Source organism: Nostoc sp. (genome assembly GCF_036919495.1).
In the GTDB taxonomy this organism is placed as follows: Bacteria; Cyanobacteriota; Cyanobacteriia; order Cyanobacteriales; family Nostocaceae; genus Nostoc.
Genome location: NZ_JBALBZ010000153.1, coordinates 37,113 through 61,863, shown reverse-complemented (window position 1 = coordinate 61,863; position 24,751 = coordinate 37,113). Strand labels below are relative to the sequence as shown.

General features: G+C 42.0%; 20 protein-coding genes. 15 read left to right on the top strand and 5 right to left on the bottom strand.

The features are described 5' to 3' along the window. Positions 1-20: 20 nt before the first annotated feature. Positions 21-185 (bottom strand): hypothetical protein, encoded by a 165-nt coding sequence (locus tag V7K25_RS22125; protein ID WP_335160602.1) that lies wholly within the window; start codon positions 183-185, stop codon positions 21-23. A 253-nt stretch (positions 186-438) separates the two neighbouring features. Between V7K25_RS22125 and ebsA the strand changes: the two genes are divergently transcribed. From ebsA to V7K25_RS22110, 3 genes are all read left to right on the top strand, one after another. After that, positions 439-819, top strand: coding sequence for a type IV pilus biogenesis protein EbsA (gene ebsA, locus V7K25_RS22120; RefSeq protein ID WP_335160601.1), 381 nt, complete (start codon positions 439-441; stop codon positions 817-819). Positions 820-1,239: 420 nt separating this feature from the next. Continuing rightward, on the top strand, positions 1,240-3,159 hold the full coding sequence (locus V7K25_RS22115) for a GTPase family protein (RefSeq protein ID WP_335160600.1): 1,920 nt from the start codon (positions 1,240-1,242) through the stop codon (positions 3,157-3,159). A 276-nt stretch (positions 3,160-3,435) separates the two neighbouring features. Then, on the top strand, positions 3,436-5,109 hold the full coding sequence (locus V7K25_RS22110) for a hybrid sensor histidine kinase/response regulator (protein ID WP_335160599.1): 1,674 nt from the start codon (positions 3,436-3,438) through the stop codon (positions 5,107-5,109). Positions 5,110-5,134: 25 nt separating this feature from the next. Here the strand turns inward: V7K25_RS22110 and V7K25_RS22105 are convergent, their stop codons facing one another. Together V7K25_RS22105 and V7K25_RS22100 are read right to left on the bottom strand one after the other, a co-directional pair. Continuing rightward, positions 5,135-5,632 (bottom strand): DUF29 domain-containing protein, encoded by a 498-nt coding sequence (locus V7K25_RS22105; protein ID WP_335160598.1) that lies wholly within the window; start codon positions 5,630-5,632, stop codon positions 5,135-5,137. Between the two features lie 448 nt (positions 5,633-6,080). Then, positions 6,081-7,190, bottom strand: a complete 1,110-nt coding sequence (locus V7K25_RS22100; RefSeq protein WP_335160610.1) for an S-(hydroxymethyl)glutathione dehydrogenase/class III alcohol dehydrogenase — start codon at positions 7,188-7,190, stop codon at positions 6,081-6,083. A gap of 322 nt (positions 7,191-7,512) precedes the next feature. On the opposite strand from V7K25_RS22100, the gene V7K25_RS22095 reads away from it, so the two are divergent. Then, on the top strand, positions 7,513-8,796 hold the full coding sequence (locus V7K25_RS22095; RefSeq protein ID WP_335160597.1) for a valine--pyruvate transaminase: 1,284 nt from the start codon (positions 7,513-7,515) through the stop codon (positions 8,794-8,796). Between the two features lie 226 nt (positions 8,797-9,022). Next, positions 9,023-9,751: a ribosome maturation factor RimM gene (gene rimM, locus V7K25_RS22090; RefSeq protein WP_335160596.1), complete on the top strand. Its 729-nt coding sequence runs from the start codon at positions 9,023-9,025 to the stop codon at positions 9,749-9,751. Positions 9,752-9,779: 28 nt separating this feature from the next. Here rimM and V7K25_RS22085 read toward each other — a convergent pair whose 3' ends face one another. Continuing rightward, entirely contained in the window at positions 9,780-10,841 is a 1,062-nt protein-coding gene (locus V7K25_RS22085) for a serine/threonine protein kinase (protein ID WP_335160595.1), read from the bottom strand. Between the two features lie 147 nt (positions 10,842-10,988). Next, complete coding sequence (locus tag V7K25_RS22080) at positions 10,989-11,882, bottom strand: alpha/beta fold hydrolase (protein ID WP_335160594.1); 894 nt, start codon at positions 11,880-11,882, stop codon at positions 10,989-10,991. A 132-nt stretch (positions 11,883-12,014) separates the two neighbouring features. On the opposite strand from V7K25_RS22080, the gene V7K25_RS22075 reads away from it, so the two are divergent. The 10 genes from V7K25_RS22075 to V7K25_RS22030 all read left to right on the top strand — a co-directional run bounded on the left by V7K25_RS22075 (position 12,015) and on the right by V7K25_RS22030 (position 24,545). After that, complete coding sequence (locus V7K25_RS22075) at positions 12,015-12,179, top strand: hypothetical protein (protein ID WP_335160593.1); 165 nt, start codon at positions 12,015-12,017, stop codon at positions 12,177-12,179. A gap of 33 nt (positions 12,180-12,212) precedes the next feature. Further along, a complete protein-coding gene (locus tag V7K25_RS22070) occupies positions 12,213-12,992 on the top strand; it encodes an MBL fold metallo-hydrolase (protein WP_335160592.1) in 780 nt (259 codons plus the stop codon). A gap of 276 nt (positions 12,993-13,268) precedes the next feature. Then, positions 13,269-14,324: a metal ABC transporter substrate-binding protein gene (locus tag V7K25_RS22065; protein ID WP_335160591.1), complete on the top strand. Its 1,056-nt coding sequence runs from the start codon at positions 13,269-13,271 to the stop codon at positions 14,322-14,324. Between the two features lie 18 nt (positions 14,325-14,342). Next, a complete protein-coding gene (locus V7K25_RS22060) occupies positions 14,343-15,179 on the top strand; it encodes a metal ABC transporter ATP-binding protein (RefSeq protein ID WP_335160590.1) in 837 nt (278 codons plus the stop codon). Positions 15,180-15,193: 14 nt separating this feature from the next. Further along, on the top strand, positions 15,194-16,048 hold the full coding sequence (locus V7K25_RS22055) for a metal ABC transporter permease (protein ID WP_335160589.1): 855 nt from the start codon (positions 15,194-15,196) through the stop codon (positions 16,046-16,048). Positions 16,049-16,253: 205 nt separating this feature from the next. Then, positions 16,254-17,171: a histone deacetylase family protein gene (locus tag V7K25_RS22050; RefSeq protein WP_335160588.1), complete on the top strand. Its 918-nt coding sequence runs from the start codon at positions 16,254-16,256 to the stop codon at positions 17,169-17,171. 233 nt (positions 17,172-17,404) lie between these two features. Beyond that, positions 17,405-21,880, top strand: a complete 4,476-nt coding sequence (locus tag V7K25_RS22045) for a translation initiation factor IF-2 N-terminal domain-containing protein (RefSeq protein WP_335160609.1) — start codon at positions 17,405-17,407, stop codon at positions 21,878-21,880. A gap of 156 nt (positions 21,881-22,036) precedes the next feature. Beyond that, positions 22,037-22,633, top strand: coding sequence for a Uma2 family endonuclease (locus V7K25_RS22040; protein WP_335160587.1), 597 nt, complete (start codon positions 22,037-22,039; stop codon positions 22,631-22,633). A 591-nt stretch (positions 22,634-23,224) separates the two neighbouring features. Then, a complete protein-coding gene (locus tag V7K25_RS22035) occupies positions 23,225-23,902 on the top strand; it encodes a potassium channel family protein (RefSeq protein WP_335160586.1) in 678 nt (225 codons plus the stop codon). A gap of 79 nt (positions 23,903-23,981) precedes the next feature. Next, positions 23,982-24,545 (top strand): DUF3124 domain-containing protein, encoded by a 564-nt coding sequence (locus V7K25_RS22030; RefSeq protein WP_335160585.1) that lies wholly within the window; start codon positions 23,982-23,984, stop codon positions 24,543-24,545. Positions 24,546-24,751 lie beyond the last annotated feature (206 nt).

Genomic DNA, 24,751 nt, shown 5'->3' with positions numbered 1-24,751 from the left:
CTCTGCGTAATTACCTCATCTTAACCACCTTTGCTACTCTTAGACAGATGCTTGATCCTTTGATAGCCATTTAGGCAGGAAGCTTGTAGAGTGGGACTTTCTTCAATGAGAACTCCGGTTTGGGCAAAGTAATAACAAGGTAGCAGCAGCTGGTTGTTGGCAGAAACAGCAATAATAACATCCACCGCTTTACAGTGGGGATTTTAGTGTTATCTTCCCCAGCGTCGATAAAAGTTAATGCAGCATTATTCTAACCGAAATTTTAATATTTCTTAGCAGTAACTTCATTTTTGGGGAATGGGGCAAGGGGGAGATAGGAAAGTAAATTCTTCCTTGTCCTCTTTATTCCCCCACTCCCCATTCCCACTATGTGCTTTAGACACATCTTTTGGGAATACTACTAACATCCACTAATATCCCCAGTTGGCATATTTAACAATGTCTATTGACCAACTCCAACTCCAGCCTGCCACTCAACAACAAGCCAGTGTTTATTTACCTTATGTTCAGGGCGCTAAACGCAATTTTTTACTTCTTGCCATTAGCCTTTATCAAAAAGGGGTCTTGGAGGGACAGAGGAAGATAGAAGGCAGTGAACATGTTCCCTTTGTCGCCTCTTGGAATGTTGCGACTTTACCCTCAGACTTAACCCGTTGCCGAATCCAATTTGATGGCAATGCTGACCTGAGTTACGAACTAATGATGGCTAGTTTCGAGTTTATTAATTTTTTAATTGAAGTTATGGACAACTATAAACGTCATCGTGCAACCGATTTTTCACAACCGTTTTATCGCAAGCTACTGCGTATAGACGATTGATTAAACTTTGAAACATCGTTTCCAGCTAGTGGCTGAAAACGATGTTTTAAATTTTTATGATAAATAATAATTATATAAAGCTAATTAAAAAAATTTAAGTAATTTTTCTAACTATTTTACGAGCGCTTTGTTTTTGAGCAACCGCACTTAGGGTTACAGGTTCTTTAATTGAGCGGTAGTTTTCGACCGTAAAATCTACAAGCATAATTCAACGCTCACAAGGCACTTTTTTGTGATTTATTCACGTAAATCTTATCTTAAAGACAGGTAAATCTCCACTCTTACCACAACGCATGTTTTGAACTAGCAGCCAGTGTAAGCGATTACTACACTTTAATACATGCAGTAATCCAGAACTCACCGCCAGATTTAGATCGACAATAGGAATATAAGAAGTCTAACCAAAGCAGGTATAGGGCAATGGTGCGATTAAAACCGTGGCAGTGGGTCGTCTTAGCAATCCCGATCGCGTTTATCATTATTTTCTTACTGGTATCCGCCGGTTTGCAAATTCATGCGTGGGGCATTAATTGGATTTGGGGTGTATTCACCCTTTTATTCGTTGGTTGGCGTTGGCTATTGGTCAAATGGACGCAACCTGCTGTTAACCAGGTGGAAGCTGTATTAGCCCAAGTCCAAGAAGAACTAGAATCCAAAGCAGAGGATACAGTCGGGTTACCAGTCGGAAGTGATGTTACAAAGCTTGCAGAAGCCGCCCTTCAAGAGATTCTGCAAGCAGCACAAAGCGATCGCCCGATTTGGGAAGATTGGCAAACTTTTTGGACGCGATGCCAGGATTTGGTTGTAGCGATCGCTCATATCTACAATCCTCAAATCCAATATCCGCTACTGAATATTTACGTCCCCCAAGCTTACGGGCTGATTCGGGGAACGGTGGATGATATGGATCGGTGGATGCAAAAGTTATCTCCTGTCCTCAACCAGGTGACCATTGGGCAAGCATACCAAGGATACGAAGTCTATCGGAAGTTGGAGCCATCGGCTCGGAAATTCTGGAAAGCTTGGAACTGGGCACAGTGGATCTTAAATCCCGTGGCGGCGGTGGCAAAACAAGCCAGCAAGGGTTCTAGTAACCAAGCAACTCAGCAATTATTGGGGAATTTGAGCCAGTTATTTCGGGAAGCTGCTCTGAGAAACTTATGTCAGCAGGCGATCGCTCTTTATGGACGTACTACATTACCAGTTTCAACAACCGTAGTATCCACACCAACTATACCCAAGGCAAAAACCCAAACCCTCCGAGAAATCCTGACTCAAGCCGAACCAGCGAAGGTGGTTGAGCAAAAACCCGTGAATATTCTCCTGGTGGGGCGCACGGGATCAGGTAAAAGTAGCCTGATTAACACGCTATTTCAGGCGGATCTCGCAGCCGTTGATGTTTTACCCAGTACCGATCGCATTCAAAATTATCAATGGCAAACTGAAAGTGGGGAAACCCTAACGCTTTGGGATACACCTGGTTATGAACAAGTCAACCGTGCCGATCTCCGAAATCTGGTGCTTGATTATGCCATTAACGCAGACTTACTTTTGTTAGTCACCCCAGCCCTCGATCCTGCCTTGCAAATGGATGTAGACTTTTTGCAAGACATCAAAGCAGAAGTTGCAGATTTACCTGCAATCGCAATTGTCACTCAAGTAGATCGTCTGCGGCCGATCCGCGAATGGCAACCCCCTTATGATTGGGAATGGGGCGATCGCGCCAAAGAAATTGCCATTCGAGAAGCTACTGAGTATCGTGCAAAACTGCTGGGAAACTTTTGTAATCTAGTTGTGCCCGTGGTTACAGGTGAGGGCAAAACAAATCGAATTGCTTGGGGAGTAGAGGCGCTATCGTTGGGATTAGTAGATGCGATCGCACCATCCAAACAACTCCGTCTCGCCCGCTTTTTGCGTAACCTCGAAGCCCGCACCATTGCTGCTGCCAAAATCATCGACCATTACACCTTTCAAATGGCAACAACACAGGGACTAACGTCATTGCTCAAAAGTCCCGTCCTCCAGTTTGTTTCTACACTCTCAACCGGATCTCCAGCCCTAGCATATATGCTGGCACAGCAAATTCCCGTGGAACAATTGCCGATTGTGATTGGCAAACTCCAAATGGGATATGAGCTTTTCACGCTCTTGAATACAGCTAACCCTAACCCGCTCAACTTTGAATTGCTATCCCTCTGGCCGCTACTGCTGGAAAACTCCGCTTCACCCGATCGCAACGCCTGGGCATTTGGTCACGCCCTAGTGGAATACTGGACTCAAAATTTGACGGTTGAACAACTCCGGCAGCGATTTGAGTATTATCTGTCGATTGCCAAATAATTTGTCTGCATTGAGGAATTAATGTGCATAAGCAATCTCTACAATGGGGTACACCTACGCATCTTTACATTCTCACAAGTAGCTGCTTAAGTATATTTACGAGGCACTTTTTGTAATAAACAAGTATATTTATACCAAGAAGAGAAAATAAAAAATGTGGTAACGGGTCGTACCTTAACATCAAAGTTCAGATTACGATTAAGAGTAGGTGTCTGCTGAAATCTACCCGCTTTACTTGAGTTTTTGCCCAGACATCTTTTTTGTTCGGAGTTATTTATGAAAAATATATTAGACATCTCCATCTCACAAGAACAGAATTCACATCAGAGTTATAGTATTTCGTCTTACAATAGACTACTTTTGGTCGTGAAGGATTTGGCTTGTGTACGGACTATTGAGGAAATTATTGAGGTTGTGCGTTTAGCTGCTCGCGATCTGACTAATGCTGATGGGGTAACTTTTGTACTGCGGGATGGTGAATGTTGCCATTATGTTGATGAAAACGCCATCGGCCCACTTTGGAAAGGTATGCGTTTTCCGCTCAAGTCTTGCATCTCCGGTTGGGCAATGCTCAACAAACAAGCAGCCGTGATTGAAGACATTTACCAGGATGCTCGAATTCCTCTTGAAGCTTATAAAGTAACTTTTGTCAAGAGTTTAGTGATGGTTCCCATACGGATTTCTGATCCACTGGGTGCGATCGGAGCTTACTGGAGCACACAACACCGAGCCACATCCGAAGAGATAGAACTGCTTGAGATTTTGACCGACACTACAGCAGTAGCGATCGCAAACGTTCAACTTTTCCAGAAATTGACGAACCAAAACGCCCTTAAAGATAAATTCATTGCGATGCTAGCTCACGAGTTGAGAAATCCCGTTGCTCCCATCTCGAACGGGGTTCAGCTTCTCAAGTTGAAGTTAGGCGAGACTGGCGCAGTCGGACAAACAGTTTTAATGATGCAACACCAGATTAAGCACCTCTCGAAATTGATCGATGAGTTACTTGATGTATCGTCCATCACTTATGGGAAGATTTCATTAAACCTGGAGAAGGTTAATTTGGTGGAATTGGTTCGCCAGAGTCTCAATGACCATGCACAAGTAATAAAGAGATCGAACCTGAACGTAGTCCAAGACCTACCAAACAAGCCTCTGTGGGCTTATGTTGACCCGACGCGGTTCTTCCAAGTCTTTGGAAACCTTCTTGATAACGCCTTAAAGTTTTCCCAGCCAGATGGAACGATCTGGGTGGATCTCTCATTTATTCCAGGTGAAAATGGCTCAGGCAGCGTAGGGGTATTATCTGTAAGAGACTCAGGCATAGGGATAGACCCGACAATTTTACCAGAACTATTCGAGCCATTTACCCAAGCCGATCGCAGTTTAGATCGTTCGAGGGGCGGGTTAGGTCTGGGATTATCGGTAGTAAAAAGTCTTGTGGAACTTCATGGTGGTAATGTTGAAGCTTCAAGTAGAGGGATCAATTTGGGAGCAGAATTCAAAGTCACTCTCCCAGTATGCGAAGAGATTACAGCTTGGGATAATGACCCGGAAATTATAGAAGCGGCTAAAAAATCGTTGAAGATTTTAGTCATCGAAGATAACGAAGATTCAGCCATAACATTACAAGCAGTGCTTGAGTACTTTGGGCATGAAGTTTCCATTGCCAATAATGGAATTTCAGGGGTAGAAACTGCAAGAGAGTTTGAGCCTCATGTGATTATTTGTGACATCGGACTTCCCGAAATGGATGGATTCGCCGTTGCACGGGAATTGAGTAAAGACTCTAAATTTACTCGCTCAATTCTGATTGCGCTCACCGGCTACGGTGGCCAGGAGGATCGGGAGCTTGCGCTTCAGGCTGGTTTTAAATGCCACTTGACCAAGCCTGTAGACTTTGAAATACTTACGGCAGAAATTGATCGATACTTTCTCATGAGTGCGTAAGCGTAGCCCATCGTAGAAATCGCTTTTATCCCATTAAATTATCTGTTGCAGGCTCACCTGGATAAAAGCGATCGCTCAAAATTTCCTCAAAAGGATATAAACATTGCTGGGGAAAAGTTGAGAGTGGCAGATTTGTTTCTCCTGATGCTAAATCCCTACCATTTTCATAAGATTCCTGAAGTGCTTCTTCAAGGTAAGGTTTCAGACTAGGATTTTCGCTCAACAACTTGATAATTTCCCGTCGTTGTATTCTAATTGTTGCTAACCAACTACGACTGCGTTGCTTTGGTTGATATTCCCATTTGAGCAAATGTCCAATTAATATACTAAGGTGATTTCTCAACTCTTGGCGTTCCTTTCTTCCCAAAGATTCGATTTCCTCAATTAAATTGGGCAAGTCAAGCTTGTTCCATTGGTGATGACGCAGAAGGTTAGCCTGTTCTTGAGTCCAACTGTAAAAGTCTGCTTCATAGAAGTTTAGCATCAGGTTTCCCTCTATTTGTCTGGTTTGTGGTGTTTGCATAGTGGGTTCAAAACCTGGTGAACCTTCCTTAATTCTAGGGTGCTTTAGCCTGGACGAAAGTCTTTTAATTATTCACACTTACCTATTTACACTACAATTAGTGCGTGATACAGCCAAAGAGTAAGTCGAATGAGCTTTTACTTGCGGAAAACACCAAAATGAGTAAGTCGAATGAGCTTTTGAGTAAGTAAAATGCCATTTTAATAAATGAATTAGGTATTTTGATAAAGTAATCAGCAAATATACTTGAAGAAGAATTCAGAATTTATAAATCAGAATTCAGGAGCAAAGCCGGAAATGCTCTGCGGCTTGACCAGAGGCAGCAGCCCTATTTTGAATATATTCCCAGCCTGGAGGCTGGGAACGAAGCAACACAAAGATTTAGGCTTTTATTAGTAGCATTCCATCAGTTACAAAGCCTTTTTTATTACGAATTACGAATTACGAATTAGAAAGTTACCACGCTGCGAATCGATTCACCTTTGTGCATCAATTCAAAAGCATCATTAATTTGCTCAATGGGCATTACATGGGTAATTAAATCATCAATATTTATCTTACCTTCCATATACCAATCTACAATTTTCGGCACATCTGTACGCCCTCTAGCGCCACCAAATGCTGAACCTTTCCAAACGCGCCCAGTTACTAATTGAAAAGGACGAGTGCTGATTTCTTGTCCAGCACCAGCAACACCAATAATCACACTGACGCCCCAACCTTTATGGCAGCATTCTAATGCTTGACGCATAATTTTGACATTACCGATACATTCAAAACTGTAATCAGCACCGCCTTTCGTTAAATCAACTAGATAGGGCACTAAATCACCTTCTACTTCCTGGGGATTGACAAAGTGCGTCATGCCAAACTTTTCGGCTATTGCGCGTTTGCTGGGATTAATATCCACCCCGACAATCATGTTTGCCCCTACCATCCGCGCCGCTTGGATGACATTTAAACCAATACCACCTAAGCCGAAAACCACAACATTTGCTCCCGGTTCCACCTTGGCAGTATTGATGACTGCACCAACACCAGTAGTCACACCACAGCCAATGTAACAAACCTTATCAAATGGGGCGTCTTCCCGAATTTTTGCTAGGGCGATTTCTGGTAGCACCGTATAGTTAGCAAAAGTGGATGTACCCATATAATGATGAATCATCTGTCCATCAATGCTAAAGCGACTAGTGCCATCGGGCATCACACCGCGTCCTTGAGTTAAGCGAATGGCTTGACAGAGATTAGTTTTGAAGCTCAAACAATATTCGCACTGGCGGCATTCGGGAGTGTATAGGGGAATTACATGATCCCCTGGTTTGAGACTGGTGACACCAGCGCCTATCTCCACTACTACACCAGCACCTTCATGCCCCAAAATTGCCGGAAACAAACCTTCGGGATCGTCACCAGATAGAGTAAAAGCGTCGGTATGGCAAACTCCGGTGGCTTTCACCTCAACTAACACTTCGCCTGCTTTTGGCCCAGATAGTTGAACGGTTTCAATTGTCAACGGCTTACCTGCGCTGTAAGCTACTGCTGCTTTAACTTGCAACATCAGCCCTCCTATATAGTTTTGTTATTGGGCATTGGTTATTCGCCTTATTTCCCTCATCCTCCCGTGCTTCCTACTCCTTTCCCAGTACCCAGTACCTTTTAGCCATTGAGCGTATGATACACTTTTGTCTCACTTAATCGTATTTACTAAGGACGATCGCCGCTATAACGATAAATATTACTTTGTTAAGATATCATTCTCTAGCTAGATTGGTTAAAGGCGGCAACAGCTGTATTGAGAACGATGTAAACTGGATGTCAGCAGCAATCGCCAAAAAATAATTTGTCCACCCCTCGATTAATACATTTTGTCACAGCTTATGAACCCTGCCCTAACTCAAATTGGCGCTCAAATGTCCAACCTGACTGGCGTCAGAGCAATCATGAAGGATATTATCGAAACATTACGAGCGGGTGCAGGGCAGCAGTTTATTAATTTGAGTGCTGGTAATCCGTTGATTTTGCCAGAGGTAGAACAATTATGGCGGGATTGTACTGCACAGCTTTTGGCTAGCCCAGAATATGGTGAGGTAGTTTGTCGCTACGGCTCAAGTCAGGGCTATGCACCGTTAGTTGAAGCGATCGCTAACGACTTCAACAAACGCTATGGGTTAAACTTAAGCGATCGCAATATCCTCATCACTCCCGGTAGTCAAACCCTCTACTTCTACGCTGTGAATAGCTTCGGTGGCTACACCCCTAGCGGCGAGTTAAAACAAATCGTTTTGCCCCTCAGTCCTGACTACACCGGTTACGGCGGTATCTGCTTAGTTCCAAAAGCCTTAATCGCTTACAAACCGACTCTCGATATTGATGAAGCCGCCCACCGATTTAAATATCGCCCCGACTTCAGCCAACTGTCGATTACAGAAAATACGGGTTGTGTCCTCTTCTCTCGCCCTTGTAATCCCACTGGTAATGTCCTCACTGATGATGAGGTGAAAAAGATTGCCGCCCTAGCTGCGCCTTACAATCTGCCCGTATTAATTGACTCAGCTTATGCACCTCCTTTCCCGGCATTGAATTTTACCGAAATGACACCAGTGTTTGGCGATAATATCTTACACTGCATGAGTTTATCAAAAGCGGGATTACCAGGAGAAAGGGTTGGTATTGCCATTGGGGATGAAAAGTGGATTGAAGTGCTGGAGTGTTTCCAAGCAAATATTGGTCTTCATTCTTCACGTTACGGCCAAGCGATCGCAGCTCTTGCAATTAACTCTGGTGCTTTAGTAGAAATTTCTCATACTGTCATCCGTCCCTTTTACCAAAATAAATTTACTGTTTTAGAAACCAGCTTAGAACAAGCAATGCCCAAGAATTTACCTTGGTTCCTCCATCGCGGTGAAGGAGCAATTTTTGCTTGGTTGTGGTTACAGGATTTACCCATCAGTGACTGGGAATTTTACCAGCAACTCAAGCAAGTAGGTGTGATTATTGTCCCTGGAAGTACCTTCTTCCCCGGTTTAGAGGAAGAGTGGGCCCACAAACACCAATGCTTCCGCATCAGCCTTACAGGCAGCGATGAAGAGATTGCCACTGCTATGCAACGTTTAGCAAAAGTGGCTGAGGAAGCTTACAAAGGTGCGGCGGTGACTGCCTAGTACCGCAAGGCGGAATTAAAAATTAAAAACTAAAAATTAAAAATGAATACAGAGGAAGCATTTCATTGATTTGGAATGGTGAGGTAGTCCGGTCTTCTCCCAAAGGGAGAGGCTAACGCCAAGGGGGTTCCCCCCATGAGGAACTGCCGTTAGCGCAGCCTTAGCGAGTCATCGAGCGTCAGGGGTGGTTTATTTCCGCCGTCTTGTACTAGTAGGAAAAATGGAAATGAAACACGAAGAAGCTAATAAAGAGATCGGAGGCAAAGGGGCAGAGAGGCAGAGGGGCAAGAGAGTAAGAGAAAATTCAAAAATTCAAAATGTCCAATCTCCAGTTCCTAATCCCCAGCCCGTAGTTCCCAGTACCCAATCTCTAGCCCCCAATCTCGACGATTGGCTAGAGATTGGTAAGATTGTTTCCCCTCAAGGATTGTCTGGGGAATTAAAGGTTTATCCTGTATCAGACTTCTCCGAAAGATTTGAGGTGCCGGGAAAACGTTGGTTGTTGCGCTCAGGTGACACAGAACCGCAACCAATCGAATTATTAACAGGACGTTATATCAGTAACAAAAACTTGTATGTGATCAAATTAGCTGGCGTGGAAAATTGCGATCAGGCGGAGGCGTTGCGTGGTTGTAAGTTAATGGTGCCAGCAAGCGATCGCCCCCAACTAGGCGAAGATGAATATCATGTCCTCGATTTGATTGGCTTGGAAGTCTTCATGCAAGCATCTGGCGAACTCGTTGGTACGGTGGTAGACATCATCCCGGCTGGCAATGATTTGTTAGAAGTAAAATTGCACCCATCTTTTGCCACTGACAAACAACAAATGACAAATGACAAAAAGCAAAAAACTGTTTTGATTCCATTTGTGGAAGCGATCGCACCAGTAGTAAACTTAAAATCCAATCGGATTGAAATTACGCCACCACCTGGGTTATTAGAAATTAATAATTAGGTCATTCCTTAAGCTACCCTAATTAATCTTAATCTCCGGTTTTTTCTTGGCAACTTGCGTTTAAATCAAAACTTTGACATTCTGTAGCTTCTAGTAATTGCCTAACCGTATTACCAGGCTGACAACTAATTAAAGTTGCCCCCATTGCAGCCAGTGTAATAACAGTAGCTAGTCCCAACAAAGTAGCTCGTTTTCTAGGTATTATTGTCCTGAGTAACGTATCTATCCTAGTGGCAGTACCAACAACCTGAATTGGTCTAAGTGCTTCCAAAGCAACAGCCGCATTAGCATAACGACGTTTCCGTTTGCGTTCCACCATTTTTATCAACCACGACCGAAAACGCGGACTAATTTGAGGAACTAATTGCTGAAAATTAAAGCGATAGTTTTCATCAATTAATTTTCCAATCTCAACAGAACGGGTATTAGTAAGTAAGCAAATCAGTGTTGCTCCTAAACTATATAAATCTGATGCCTCAGTTAGAGAATCACCAAACTGTTCCTCTGGTGGCATAAAACCTGGTGTTCCTGCTACAAAGCTACTCAGAGCTACTTTTGCACCCTGTATCCTAGCCAAACCAAAATCAACCAAATAAGCATTTAGTTGCTCATCAACCAAAATATTCTCTGGCTTAATATCACGATGAATAATTGGCGGAATTTGCTTTTGTAGATAAACCAAAATCTCTAAAATTGACAAAGCAATTTGCTTTATTTCCTCTGAATTAAAGCTGCTCGTTAAGCCTAAAGATGGGGCCTTTTTATATTCCTGAACTAGATAAAAAGCCCCTGGTATTTCAAAAGAATCTACATAGCGAGGGATGCGAGAATGATTGAGTTGCTGCAAAATTTCGATTTCGCGCTGATATACTTTCACACCTGATAAATCAGCATCCGCACGAGCAAAACAAAATTCTTTAATCACCACTTGTTGCTTAGAGTTGAGGACATTAGCTAAGTAAGCAATGCGTCCCCCTTCTCGGTTGCGTCCTAGTTCGCTAATAATTTGATAGCCTTGTTTGGAAAAATCTGGATGGTGATTTAAGGGAATTACCCCTTTATTATGTCCATTACGCACATCAAGCTCCATTACACACCATACGAGTTTGATTCTGTCAAGGTGCAATTATAAAGATTAAGATCCACTCTCCCAGATTGTTAGCGCCATTTTTACCCGGCATGTGCCAAGGCGCATCGGCTGAAAGTGTCTTTGCATTTGCGTCTTGGCGCGAAATTCTTAACTTTGCGCTAGCCAATCGACAATCTGGGCATTAACAATATCTGGAACTTCATCGTGGGGACAATGACCGGCATTGGGAATGGGAACAATTTTGATCTCTTTGCCATTCTCACGCGCCTCTTCGTAAATCTTTGCCCCGGTGATTGGTGTCCAAGGATCATCAGCACCCCAAATTACTAATAGAGGACGTTCTACTTTGGGCAAAAGTTCCTCTGGGCTTGGGCCAGGAGGAGCGGTGAGAATGGAGGCGAAAACTTGTTGCGCTCCTGGGTCGCAAGAGGGAGTATAAAGTAAATCGACTAATTCATCGGTGACGGCTTCACGATTCCGGTAAACTTGGTAGAGGGTGCGGCGAATTTGGGCTTTTTGACGGATGCGGTTATAGACAAATTTACCTGTAATTGGCGATCGCACAAACCGATTAAAAGCTGCCATCACCATCCGTAGTGGTGGGTTCAATTCGTGGGGACGATGACTCAAGCCACCCGCAGAGTTAATTAAAATACCACCAGCAGCAATTTCTGGATGTTCTACCAGTACAATCAAGCTCAAAAGTGCGCCGATGGAGTTGCCAATAAATACAGCAGGTTCGTGTATGTGTGCTGTGCAGAAATCTTTTAGCAGTTCCACCCAAACTTCCACAGTGTAATCAATGGTTGCTTTATCAGAACCGCCAAAACCTAAAAGGTCTATAGCAAATACTTGGTAGCCAGCATTAGCTAAAACTGGGATATTTTTGCGCCAGTGTCCAATGGAAGCACCGAAGCCGTGAACCAATACCAGAGGGCGTCCTGTACCCATGACAGTATACTGAATTTTGTAATCCTGCCAAGTCCAAATGAATTTTTCAAAAGCGTCTTGGGTTGCAAGCGGCTGTGTAGTTACAGTCATTATGAAGATTAATAAAGTCTTTCTTCAATATAGTAATGTTCTCTGACCTAAAATCAAGTCTGAACAAAATCCTATTTTTGAACTAGTCCCAATGAACAAGATGCAGAGAAGTGGGGATACGGAAACGCTTGCGTGCTTTGGTTGATTGTGAGTGAACTTCGTGCAAAAGTTGTAAAAGCCAACAAAGCTAACCCTGCATTAGTCTTTAGTAACCTTGATGGTACAGGTCATTACTTCTATGCCACAGCTTCGCAACAATGTTGCAACGCTGTAGCTACTCTAGCTGTATACGCCTGATAATAAAGGTAGGCGTTATCTTCACATAAGTTTATGTTTTTAACTTGGTTCGACAGCAACTCTTGGCTGCTGGAAATCGGCACAAAACGAATACTAATTGACCCTTGGCTGGTTGGTTCGTTAATTTTCAGCAACTTGGATTGGTTATTTAAAGGCTCGCGATCGCAAAATCGCCCAATACCATATAACATTGATCTGATCTTGCTATCTCAGGGTTTAGAAGACCATACTCACCCACCAACGCTTAAATTACTCGATCGCAACATCAAGGTTGTAGCTTCTCCCAATGCTGCCAAGGTTGTACAGCAGTTAGGTTACACCCAAGTAACAGTATTGGCTCATGGTGAAACTTTCACTTTAAATAATCAAGTTGAAATTAAGGCTTTTCCAGGCTCTCCCGTTGGCCCCACTTTGATAGAAAATAGTTATCTCCTCAAAGAATTGGATAGTGGTTTAACTGTATACTACGAGCCTCATGGGTATCATTCCCCAGAACTTAAGCAAGCTGCACCTATAGATGTAGTAATTACACCGTTTATTGACATGACATTGCCTTTGCTTGGGTCGATTATTAAGGGACAAAATAGTGCTTTAGAAGTAGTAAAATTGTTAGAACCTCAAGTAATATTACCTACGGCGGCTGGTGGTGATGTGGCGTTTGAGGGATTGCTGATGAAATTGATTCAGACTAAAGGAACTGCTGAGGAATTTCGTTCGTTACTTGAGAAAAACAATCTTTCAACGCGGATACTTGAGCCAAAACCAGGCGATCGCTTTGAACTACCATTAGAAAAACGAGCATTAACAATCTAAATCAGAACCTGGAAAGTTCGCGTATCGACGCGCAGCAACTACTCTTTTAGAAGGCCTCAAGGCAATCTGTAGGCTAGGCGCAAAGATGCAAAAAACAATTCATCCTTCGATTCAGCAATGCTGATAATTGCTGTACTCCCCCAATATCACTTAAGTAGGATATAAGATAAAACAATCTAGAAATCAACCGAAAATACCCTGAGGGGGCATTGCATTTTAATAATAGGAAAAGGTCTAATCAAAGATTGATTCTTTAATTTAGAAGGCTTGAATCTAATGAAGACCCTCCTTGGATTGCTATTTATATTGAGCTTCATGGTGGTAGCTTGCAGTCCCTCTCAGGATAAAACGGTGTCTTCTAATCCCGAAGTAACCAGCACTCCGGTTCAAGCAGGAGAGCAAAAGACACAGAATAAGCTTTTAGTTGTAACGACAGTTGCTCCTTTAACGAATATTGTAAGTAACATTGCAGGCGATCGCTTAGAAGTTAAGGGCATTATTCCAGAGGGAACCGATTCTCATACCTTTGAGCCTCGTCCCAGCGATGCCGATATCCTATCCAAAGCTAATCTGATCATTGCCAATGGGTTACATTTGGAATCCCCAACAGAAAAACTAGCTAAAGCTTCAATTCCCAAAGAAACTAAAATCTTTGAACTAGGCAGTAATACCATTACCCAAGACCAATGGCTTTTCGACTTCAGCTTTCCTAAAGAAAAGGGCGATCCCAATCCTCATCTGTGGGTAAATCCCAAGTATGCTGAGGCTTACGCCAAACTAGCCGCCCAACAGTTAACTACCTTAGATCCTGCTGGCAAAGACTACTACGCGACTAATCTCAAAAATTATTTACAACGTCTGGATGCCCTAGACAAGGCAACACGAGAAATTGTCGCCAGTATTCCTGCCAAAAACCGTAAACTGTTGACCTACCACGATTCTTGGGCGTATTGGGCTAGAGAGTATGGTTTTCAAGTAATTGGTGCTATTCAACCTTCAGATTTCAAAGAACCATCCGCTCAAGATGTCGCCAAGCTAATTGACCAAATTCGGAAAGTAGGCGTTCCAGCCATTTTTGGTTCTGAGGTTTACCCTAGCAAGGTAGAAGAACAAATTGCCCGTGAAGCGAAGGTAAAAACAGCCAACACTGCCGACGATGAATTACCAGGTAAAGGTTCAGCTAATGCAATGGATAATACTAATCCTGAGCATACTTATATTGGCATGATGGCTAACAATATGCGAATTATCGCCTCTAATTTGGGAGGAAATCCTAATTTGGTGAAGAATTTAAACACTGGAAATGTTGTTGGGCCAACAGCAACCAAATAGGATCAATAGAATAAGTACATGCAACCAATACTCGAAGTTAGAAATTTAACCTGTGGTTATCAAACCCAGCCAGTGTTTACCGATCTCAATCTGACCCTTTATCCAGGTCAACTTACTGGTTTGGTGGGGCCTTCTGGTAGTGGTAAAAGCACTTTAATCAGAGCTATTTTAGGGCTGGTTCGTCCTTGGGCTGGAGAGATTTGGTTTCGAGGAAGGCGCTTAAAGCCAGGAGTAGCACCGCCTTTGGTTGGCTATGTGCCGCAGGTAGAAACGGTGGATTGGACTTTTCCAGTAACAGCTTTGGAAGTGGTGATGATGGGGCGTTACCAAAAGCAAAAGATATTACCTTGGTCTTCGCGGCGCGATCGCCAGGTTGCCAAGGAACTCCTAGAGCGCGTTGGAGTTGCCCATGTTGCCCATCAACCCATTGGTAATCTATCTGGTGGACAACAGCAAAGGGTTTTTATTGCCCGTGCTTTAGTAGGAGAGCCGGAAATTGTTCTTCTAGATGAACCTACTAGCAGTTCAGACTTGCACGTTCAACACGAACTCTTGCACCTATTGGCTGATTTGAATCAACAGGGCTTGACAATTATTCTCTCCACCCATGACCTCAATTCAGTAGCGACTCATTTACCTTGGGTAGTGTGTTTCAACCACGGTTTAATTTGTCAAGGTCAACCTATTGATGTCTTCACTCCCGCAAATCTTGAGCAGACTTTTGGTGGGGAAATGGTAGTTTTCTACGAACAAGACCGAATTTTGATTGCTAGCGGCGGTACTTCTCTACGCCATCAAATGCAAGATAACTTGCCCCAAATATTGCGTCCCTCCAACTCGTCGAAATCTGCTTAATCTAAATACAGTGTATGGATCTTTTACTAGCACCCTTTCGCTACGAATTTTTTAGCCGTGCGATTCTAGTAGGCATGATGGCGGGGCTATTATGCGGCATTATGGGAGTTTATGTTACAACTCGCAGAATGAGTTACATTGCTCACGGTTTATCTCATGCGATTTTAGGGGGAGCCGTACTCAGTTATGTACTGGGCTTGAATTTCTACATCGGTTCTGGAATTTGGGGTTTTGCAGCTGCTCTGTTGATTCAATATTTGACGGGACGGAAAATTTACTCGGATGCAGCTATTGGAATTGTGACAACTGCTAGCTTTGCTTTAGGAGTAGCTGTAATCAGTAGCTATCGCAAATTTAGCCAAAACTTTGAAGCTGCTTTGTTTGGTAATGTGTTGGGCGTTTCCCCTAATGATTTGTGGGTGGTGACTGGTGTAACGATTGTCTTACTCAGCCTCGTTTTTTTGTTTTATCGCCCATTGCTATTTTGGTGTTTTGACCGGGAAGTTGCTCAGGTTCATGGCGTACCTGTTTTTGCAATGGATACTTTATTTGCTTTGATGTTGGCAACTTTACTGGTGGCTACACTGAATGTCTTGGGGGTGACTTTAATTATTTCAGCAGTAGTGATTCCAGCATCAGTTGCGCGATTAATGAGCGATCGCTTTGGTTATCTGATGATTATTTCCGGGGTTTTAGGAACTGCGATTTCCTTTGTGGGTATCTATCTCAGCTACTACCTCGATATTGCCTCTGGAGCCAGTGTGGTGCTACTCTCAACTGCGATATTTGCCTGTGTCTTGCTCACCAAGAACCTGCAAGGACGGTATAAGCGCCGTCTCCCTCCCCTTTCTACAAAACATCTCCCTTAGAAAGATAGGAGCAAGAGTTACGGAATAACAAACCACAGAGACGCAGAGGACACGGAGAAATAAGAGTTTGAGAGATATTTTGCGTAAGTCCTAAAAGAGTTAGTCCAAATTTTTATTAATATAATATAAGTTACCAATCTGATAAAGTTCTCTGATGGGAAAGGGAATTGTAATCCGTGTTTGCTGATTGAAATTTTCTTTCCTTATGGACTTGCCAATTATTTATCACCCAGATTACGTTGCCCCGCTACCTGAAGGACATCGTTTCCCGATGCCTAAATTCCGGCAACTTTACGAATTGCTGTTAGCTGATGGTGTGGCGAATCAAGAACAATTTCACACCCCCGAACGTCCACCGCTAGAATTGATAGAATTAGTCCACACCCCAAACTACGTTCAAGCTTACTGTGAGGGAACCCTAGATGCCAAAGCACAGCGACGCATTGGTTTGCCTTGGAGTCCAGCATTAGCGAATCGTACCTGTGTAGCGGTAGGTGGTACAATAGTAACTGCGAAACTGGCACTAAGTCAGGGTTTAGCTTGTAATACGGCTGGTGGAACTCATCATGCTTTTCCCAATTATGGATCTGGTTTTTGTATTTTCAACGATTTAGCGATCGCCTGTCGCGTTTTACAAAAATTCGGACTAGTCCAAAAAATCCTAATTGTAGATTTAGATGTGCATCAAGGAGACGGTACCGCTTTTATCTTCCAAGACGACGACAGCGTTTTTACTTTTTCCATGCACTGCGAAGTCAATTTCCCCGGTACTAAACAAAACAGCGATTTGGATGTTCCTTTGCCCGTGGGAATGGAAGATGATGCTTATTTACAAACTTTAGCGAATTATTTATCAGATTTATTATCTAAAGTCAAACCAGATTTAGTATTTTATGATGCAGGTGTTGACCCTCATATAGGCGATCGCTTAGGTAAATTAGCCCTTACAGATGCTGGGATTTTTCGCCGAGAAATGCAGGTTTTGAGTACCTGTATGAGTAGCGGTTATCCAGTCGCCTGCGTCATTGGTGGCGGTTATGCTGATGATATGAAATCTTTAGTTTGGCGGCATTCCTTGTTGCATCGCGCCGCCAGTGAAGTTTACCGTCAGTATAAACTTTGATGCAGCCGCTTACTTAAGCAATTTTTTCCTTCTATTTCTTCTCTTTGTGTCGCGCCAGTTGCTTCTCCCAAGGGGAGACGCTGCGCGAACAAGTCGGGGAACCCGCCCAACGCACTGGCTTCTCTGCGCCTCTGCGGTTAATTAAAAAAAAGACTTTAACAACCAGCACTAGCCTTAACTGAATCGTATTGAGTTCTAAAATATAAAAATCTTGTGTGCAAAGGCAGTACTGGATGAACAACGGCAAACTCAGAATCTACGAACTAGCAAAAGAATTAAATTTGGATAGCAAAAAGCTATTATCAATTTGCGAAAAACTCAAAATTGTAGTCAAAAGTCATACCAGTACAATCTCAGAATCCGATGTAGAACGCATTCGTCTAGCGATAAATAAACTAACAGCAAAATCCTCGAAAGCTAAAACAAACTCTGAAGATTGGGGCTATATGTTTATAGCTTCAGCAATAGATAGTTTTATCCGCCATCTTGAAGGTGAAACTGCCCTAAAATCATATCCTGAATTTAGGGAACGGCGCGATCGCGCCAATCAGTTAATGTATGAATGTGTCGGTAAAAAACCTTCTCTATTTTATGTACGTCGCAAAGGCGCGGGGAAAGAAGCAAGAGAAGAAATTTGGGATTTGACAATAGCAACAGACTCCGATGATTTTCCATTACCCGCAAGACTTGAAAAGCTCAGAAAAACATTAGGATTTAGAGCAGCTGTACCAAAAGATGGACGCGGCGGGATAAAAATACTTTCGGCTCAATTGTTACAACCCTCACGGGGACACGCTGATAGCTATGCTATACCTTGTCGCTTGCGTCTGTTACCTAATCATCAGCATCATCTCGACATTCCACCCGCAACATTGAAACGCATTGCAGCCGCGCCAGTTTGTGGCGAAAATGTGCCCACAGAAGATCAGCTTAAAGCTTGGAAAGCATTTTTGCAAATTGAAGAAAAAATCGCTAAAGCACGTCAGTTTTGTGTGCGTTATGTAAGTCATAATTATAACTTCAAAAGACGAATCAGTTTTGAAATAGATGTAGCTTCAGCTACCCTTGATGGCTTTTATCAAAATTCCCTCGATGTAGAAAACTTTTGGGAACGAGCAAGACGCACAAAAAACGAAGATTTAAAGCTTTTTGAAACTGCTCCTGTCGGCAAAAATTGGATTAGCGGTCGTCAATTAGGGACTGTTGAAGAAGTTGACCCTAACCGTTGTATTATTAGTCTCAGGCTAGAACGTGACTTAGCTGAATTCATGGCAACAGAGCGTTATAAGTTGCCTGATACAGGATTTTTGTGTTTTGAGGCAGTTGGTGATATTCAGCAGATTCAGCGCAAGAAAAAAGCTTTAGATGATTTGAATAATGGTTACACCCAAAATCCATATTTGGGTAACTTTTTATTCGATGCTTCTCAGGCTAGACAAATCAAAACAACTGTTGAACTTCAACCACAGGATTTATTATTATCTTCTGCAAATCCTGGCCAGAAAGCAGCAGTAGAAAAGGTACTTGCTGCTAAGGATCTTGTTCTTATCCAAGGGCCACCAGGTACTGGAAAAACTACCGTAATTGCCGAAATTTGCTATCAAATTGCACTTCGCGGTGGACGTACCTTAATCGCATCTCAAGCCAATTTAGCAGTAGATAACGCCCTGAGTCGATTAGTTCACAACCCTGTAATTCGCGCTGTAAGAAAAGGTAGAGCTGAAAAAGTTGGAGAGGAAGGACAGCCATTTTTAGAAGATCAAGTGATTGGCAGATGGCTAGAAAATACAGCAAATGATTGTGAAAACAATCTTACTCAACGGCTCGAAAATATCCAAACGTTCAGTCAATTACTCGCATCATCACAAAGATTTACAGCCTACTTCCAAGCAGAGGAAGAATTTAATCAGCAACAAATTAAATTCAATAAAAATAAATTAAAACTAGAGAGCGACTTTAAAAGTCAAGAAAAATCTTACAACGAAACTGTAGAAAAACAGAACGAAGTTGAATCCCTAATTGCAGGACTAGAAAATATACTAAATACTGCACCAAATATCAACTGGGAAGCTCCAGAAGTTACAGATTTTTTGCCGCTTCTTAAGCCATACACAGAAGGTAACAGTTTAGTAGAAGAATTTTTAGCAAATGTTCGTCAAACTATTAAATATACTGATGAATTTGGCTTTGCGCGTCCGGCGCTTGGTGCTTTTGGTTTAGCGGTTTGGTTGCGTGAAACTGTAGCAAGAGAAATTTCTGGATTTAAAACAGCTTTGAGTTCTGCTCAAGAGGCAAGTAAAGCTATATCAGAAGTTGCAGCATCGGTACAGATTGTACAACAAAATTTCGCCTCATTAAATCAGCTACAACCAGATTATCAGAAATATATTGCCAAACTGCAAAACATACAGCAAACAATCCAGATATGGGAAAACCGCAAACGGGAAATAGATTATATTATCTCAGCAGTTAAAGAATGGAAATCTACAGCACCTTCTCTTCTCTATCAAACTTTAAAAGAATGTCATCAATCAGGTTTACCACTAACAGAGAATTTAGTAGATTTACCGCTAGGTTTGTTGATGTTTGCTAATACATTAAAATTACCAATAGTACCAAAAGGTTACAAAATTAATCTGCCAGAATGGGAGTTATTGACAAAAGCGATCGCTTATGAGATAGACGGAAATTTTGCTGATCGGCAGGGTAAACAGCATAACTTTAGTTATTTTTTACAACAAAATTTTAGCCAGATTCCAATGGTGCTATCAAAGAGCGATCGCACCCAATGGCAAGAAACCTATCAACAGTTTAATAATTATCAGCTACTCAACCCCAAACAGCGAAAATTACTAGTTGAAAATACCCAGGTTTTCTTAATTAGAATGCAACGAACTTATGGTGCATCATGGGAATGGAATAACATCGACTCTACTCTCACCCAGATTAGACAAGAATTGCTAGATACAATCCTTGCAAATGCCCGTCAATGTGTTTTAAAAGTAAAAACAGAAACCGATCAACAGCTTCAGCATCTGCAACGCCAATTAAATGAACTTCAAAAAAACGAAGTTAGCCAACAGCAAATATCTATTACTCAAGCTGAAGCCGAAAAAGCACAGCAAGACGCTAATTTGCAACTTGGACGAGTTATTAACATTTTACAAGAACTTAACCAACAAAATATACCTGCTCAATTACGCATTCTAACTGAACAATATCTCGCAACACAATCAAAGATTTGGGAGCAACCGCAAGAATTTTCAAATCAAGTGCATTCTTGGGAAACTGCCATTAGTCAACTTGAAAACTTAATTTCATTATTAGAACCCTTTGCTGTGTTGGAGATGATTAAAACTTCTCTCTATGAGCATTTATCAAAGGTGCAACAAGAAACGGAGACTTCCATACAGCAGCTTAAAAAATTACAAATTAGCCTACGCGAATTAGAACAAAAATTACAACCACAGCCATCAGAAAGTTTAATAGAAGAAAGAAACTGGTGGTTGACAGAATGGCAAAGAATACCGGATAAATTTAAACCAGAAAAGTTTGCTAATGACTTGTTTAATATAGAATTATTACGCAGCATAAATATTAGTTTTGAATCTTGGCAACAGCAATTACACAAAGATGAAGCTTATCTCAATAAATATCAGAATTTTGTACAAGATTGGATAGGAAAATTAAGACAGCCAAATGAGCGAGATCAGGACGATTTAAGGCGCATATATTTAGATAATGCCAACGTCGTCGGTATCACCTGTGTTCAGGCTGCAAATAGAGGTTTTTCGGAAGAATTCAAATCTTTTGATGTTGTGATTATTGATGAAGTTAGTAAGTGTACTCCACCAGAGTTACTAATCCCAGCTTTGAAAGGCAAAAAGTTAGTAATGGTAGGCGATCATCGGCAATTACCACCCATGCTTGATACTAGCACTATAGAAGAAGTTGCTCAAACAATGGGTAATACAAGAGATGAACTACAATTCTTAGAAGAATCACTATTTAAAAGTCAGTTTGAATCTGCTGATGAAAGCATCAAACAAATGCTAACTACACAATATCGAATGCATCCATTTATTATGGGAGCAATCAATCAGTTTTATGATGGTAAGCTAGAATCTGGTATTTTGGAGCCTGATACAAAACGCGCACATCATCTAGCAGGCGAAATCATCCAAGAATCTCAGCATCTTATTTGGGTAAAAACGCCTATAGAGAATCAGTTTTTAGAGCAAAGAAATGGAACTTCTTACTTTAATACTCAAGAAATTGATGCGATTGAACGTCTGTGTCAGCAGTTCGAGACGACTTGGGCTTCTAGAGTTGCTAAAGGTGAACCGAAAAAAGAAATTGCCGTAATTACATTTTATGGCGCTCAATTAAGAAAAATTGATGAACGTCTACAATCTGAAATTTTCCCTTCGTTAGAAATTCGTACAGGTACTGTAGACCGATTTCAAGGTATGGAAAGACCTGTTGTAATTGTGAGTATGGTTCGCAACAATAGCAAAGGAGATGTAGGATTTGCGAAGAAGCCAGAACGGGTAAATGTTGCATTTTCTCGCGCTCAAGAACTCTTGATAATTGTAGGTTGTCATAATTTATTTACCCATCAATCAGGTAAAGTCGGAAATATGTATTCTGAAGTATCAAATATTATCAGTCTTCATGGAGGTTTAGTTGATGTTTCTCGAATCATTTGAAAAGTGATTTTGTTGTGAATTAAAGGCTTAGGTGAGAAACAGCAAATATAAAAAGCTGAGAAAAAGTAATTTTTAAGCTCCTAGAAAGAAGTTACAATTAACAAACTGCCCTCCAAAACTGATTATTTCTCGTTTAGAAATAGACTGGAGACTTTTATGACCCCAGCAGCGATCGCTACACCCACAAAAGAATCACCTCTTTTGTTTGAAGGACTGACTTGGAGAGAATTCAAAGCAATTGAGCAGTTATTAGACCGTCCAGGATATCGCCTGTCTTTCCTGGATGGCGTTTTGGAGATCCGAAGAATGCCTGGAGAACCACACGAAACCGTTAAGAAGAGAATTGCCGCATTGTTAGAACTGTACCTGCTCATGGCAGGGTTTGACTTTACTCCAACTGGATCAATGACCTTAGAAAGCGAATCAGGTGCTGTCAAGCGAGAGGCGGATGAATCTTATAAACTTGCTCCTGGTCGAGTGCGTCCCGATTTAGCGATTGAGGTGGTATTTAGCAGTGGCGGTATCAACAAATTGGAGGCATACAAACGGTTATTGATTCCAGAAGTGTGGTTCTGGGAAGATGGAGTGTTAGAAGTTTATCACTTGCAAAAAGAAAGCAACGCACTTCACTATGAAAGGGTTTCCAGTAGTGAGGAAGTTAAAGGTATCGATCTGGATTTATTGTTGCGCTGCATTAATATGGTGAATCATGTTGATGCTATCAAGACTTTTCAGCAGGCGCTTCAGAAATAGCTGGCGATTTCTGCTAAACCAATTACCGAAGAAGAATTCAGAATTCAGGAGCCAGAATTCATTCTGGATTCTTTGCGATTGGATGTATAAGAGAGGTTTAGACCCGTATTTCTCACAAGCTTCAGGCGTTTGATGGAGCAGAGGAGCGGAGGGGCAGAGGGGAAAGAACAAGGCACATTGATTGAACTCTCCCCTGCTCCCCTGCTCCTCTGCACCCTTGCACAAGCGCAGGCTTTGAGAGGTGTGGTGAGAAATCCGGGTTAGAGCAAGCGATTGTTAGGGCAATTACAGTAGAAGTAGGAATTCAAAATGGGACTCTGGCGATCGCGATCGCTTCTCATCTACGCTGCTGAATAGTCCTACAATGGCCATTCCTGGTGCAATTTATGGTCTGCTAATGTTTATAACCGGCGCTGGATTTGCTTGGTGGGCTAGTCGTCACCAAGGCTTATTGAAAACATAAAAGTAGTTTGCCTCATTGCCAAGTCTGTTTGTCCAGTGGTTGAAAGTATTTCTATACAAGCTACACTTTCATTCCTTTGCTAAGTTGTAAAGTGGAATAGGAAGTTGAAGAGAGCATCAAGAATATACATGTACGTACTAATTGGTGGTGCAGGCTTAGTGGGCTTAAGTTTGGCGCAAAAACTGGTAGAACTGGGACATACTGTTGCCGTAATTGACATTGATCCTATCGCTTGCCGCTATGCCCGTGAACAAGTAGGAGCAATGGCTTTTGAAGGCAGTGCTGTAAGTACAGAAGTATTGTTAGAAGCGGGGATTCGCAAAGCCGGTTCCTTGGCAGCTGTTCTGAGAAGTGATGCCTTAAACTTGGCAATGGTAACTCTTGCTAAACACTACGGTGTTCCCCATATTCTGAGTCGGATGCGCCACCCCGATTTTGCCCAACCGTTACGTATCGCTGGAGCTAACCATATTGTCAGTACTGTTGAACTATCAGTTTCAACAATGGTGAATGCCATTGAGTATCCGCAAGTGGAATCAATGATGCATTTTGAGCAGGGACAGATTGAGGTTCTGAAACTTTCCATCCCCAACAATTGTTATGTTGCTGGTCGTAGCCTTGCCGAAATTGCTCAGGATTCCCAATTTCCTAGTGGTTCGCTAATTATTGGCTATCAACCCCATCCCCACGAAGATTTGATGATTCCTAACGGTAGTACAATACTGGAACCTCATTCAACTGTGCTGATTGTAACTAAACCAGGATCTTTACATGAAGTCATTGATTTTATTGAACAACAATGTTGAGCTTAGTTCATAGCTAAACTCTTTAATTTGGTGGGGTTAGCTACACATATAAATAAAAAAATTGGTGTAAATAGTTTTGATGAAGCTGTATCGATATATTTATTTAGCGATCGCTGTTATTTTTCTTGCATCTTGTCAATCATCCGAAATTCCACCAAAGTCACAACCCAATGCCATTCCAGCAACCCCATCCCAAAAAATAGTGACACTGGATAAGAATTTTAAGATAGCAAGCGGTCAAACTGTTTATGTTCCTGTCTATTCTCATATCTATCATCACAATCGGCAGGAAATTTTCGAGTTAGCAGTTACGCTAAGTATTCGGAATACAGATTTGACCAATCCGATCGTTATTACTTCTGTGCGCTACTATAACTCAGAAGGGAAACTAGTTAAAGAATATTTGGAGCGCCCTATTCAACTTGATGCCCTAGCTTCTACAGATTTTTTTATCAATAGAAATGATACCACTGGAGGTTTAGGTGCAAACTTTATTGTCGAGTGGGTAGCCCAAACAGAAATATCCGAACCGATAGTGGAAGCAGTCATGATTGGTACTGACTTTCAACAAGGAATTTCTTTTATCAGTCCTGGTAGGGTAATTAAAAGTCAAAATAACGATAAGCGATCGCCTTTAAAATAATTCGTAATGACGCTCGAAGACTCGCTAACGCTGCGCTAACGTAATTCGTAATTAAGTTTTTCCTCGTTTTCTTGTTCCCATGCTCCACATAGGAATGCAATCATTAAATTTCCTCGTTCCCATGCTCCGTATGAGAATGCATTCATTGAGTCAGAGATTCAATATCTAACTAGAGGCAGCAAATTCTAATCAGTCAAAGCTCAAAG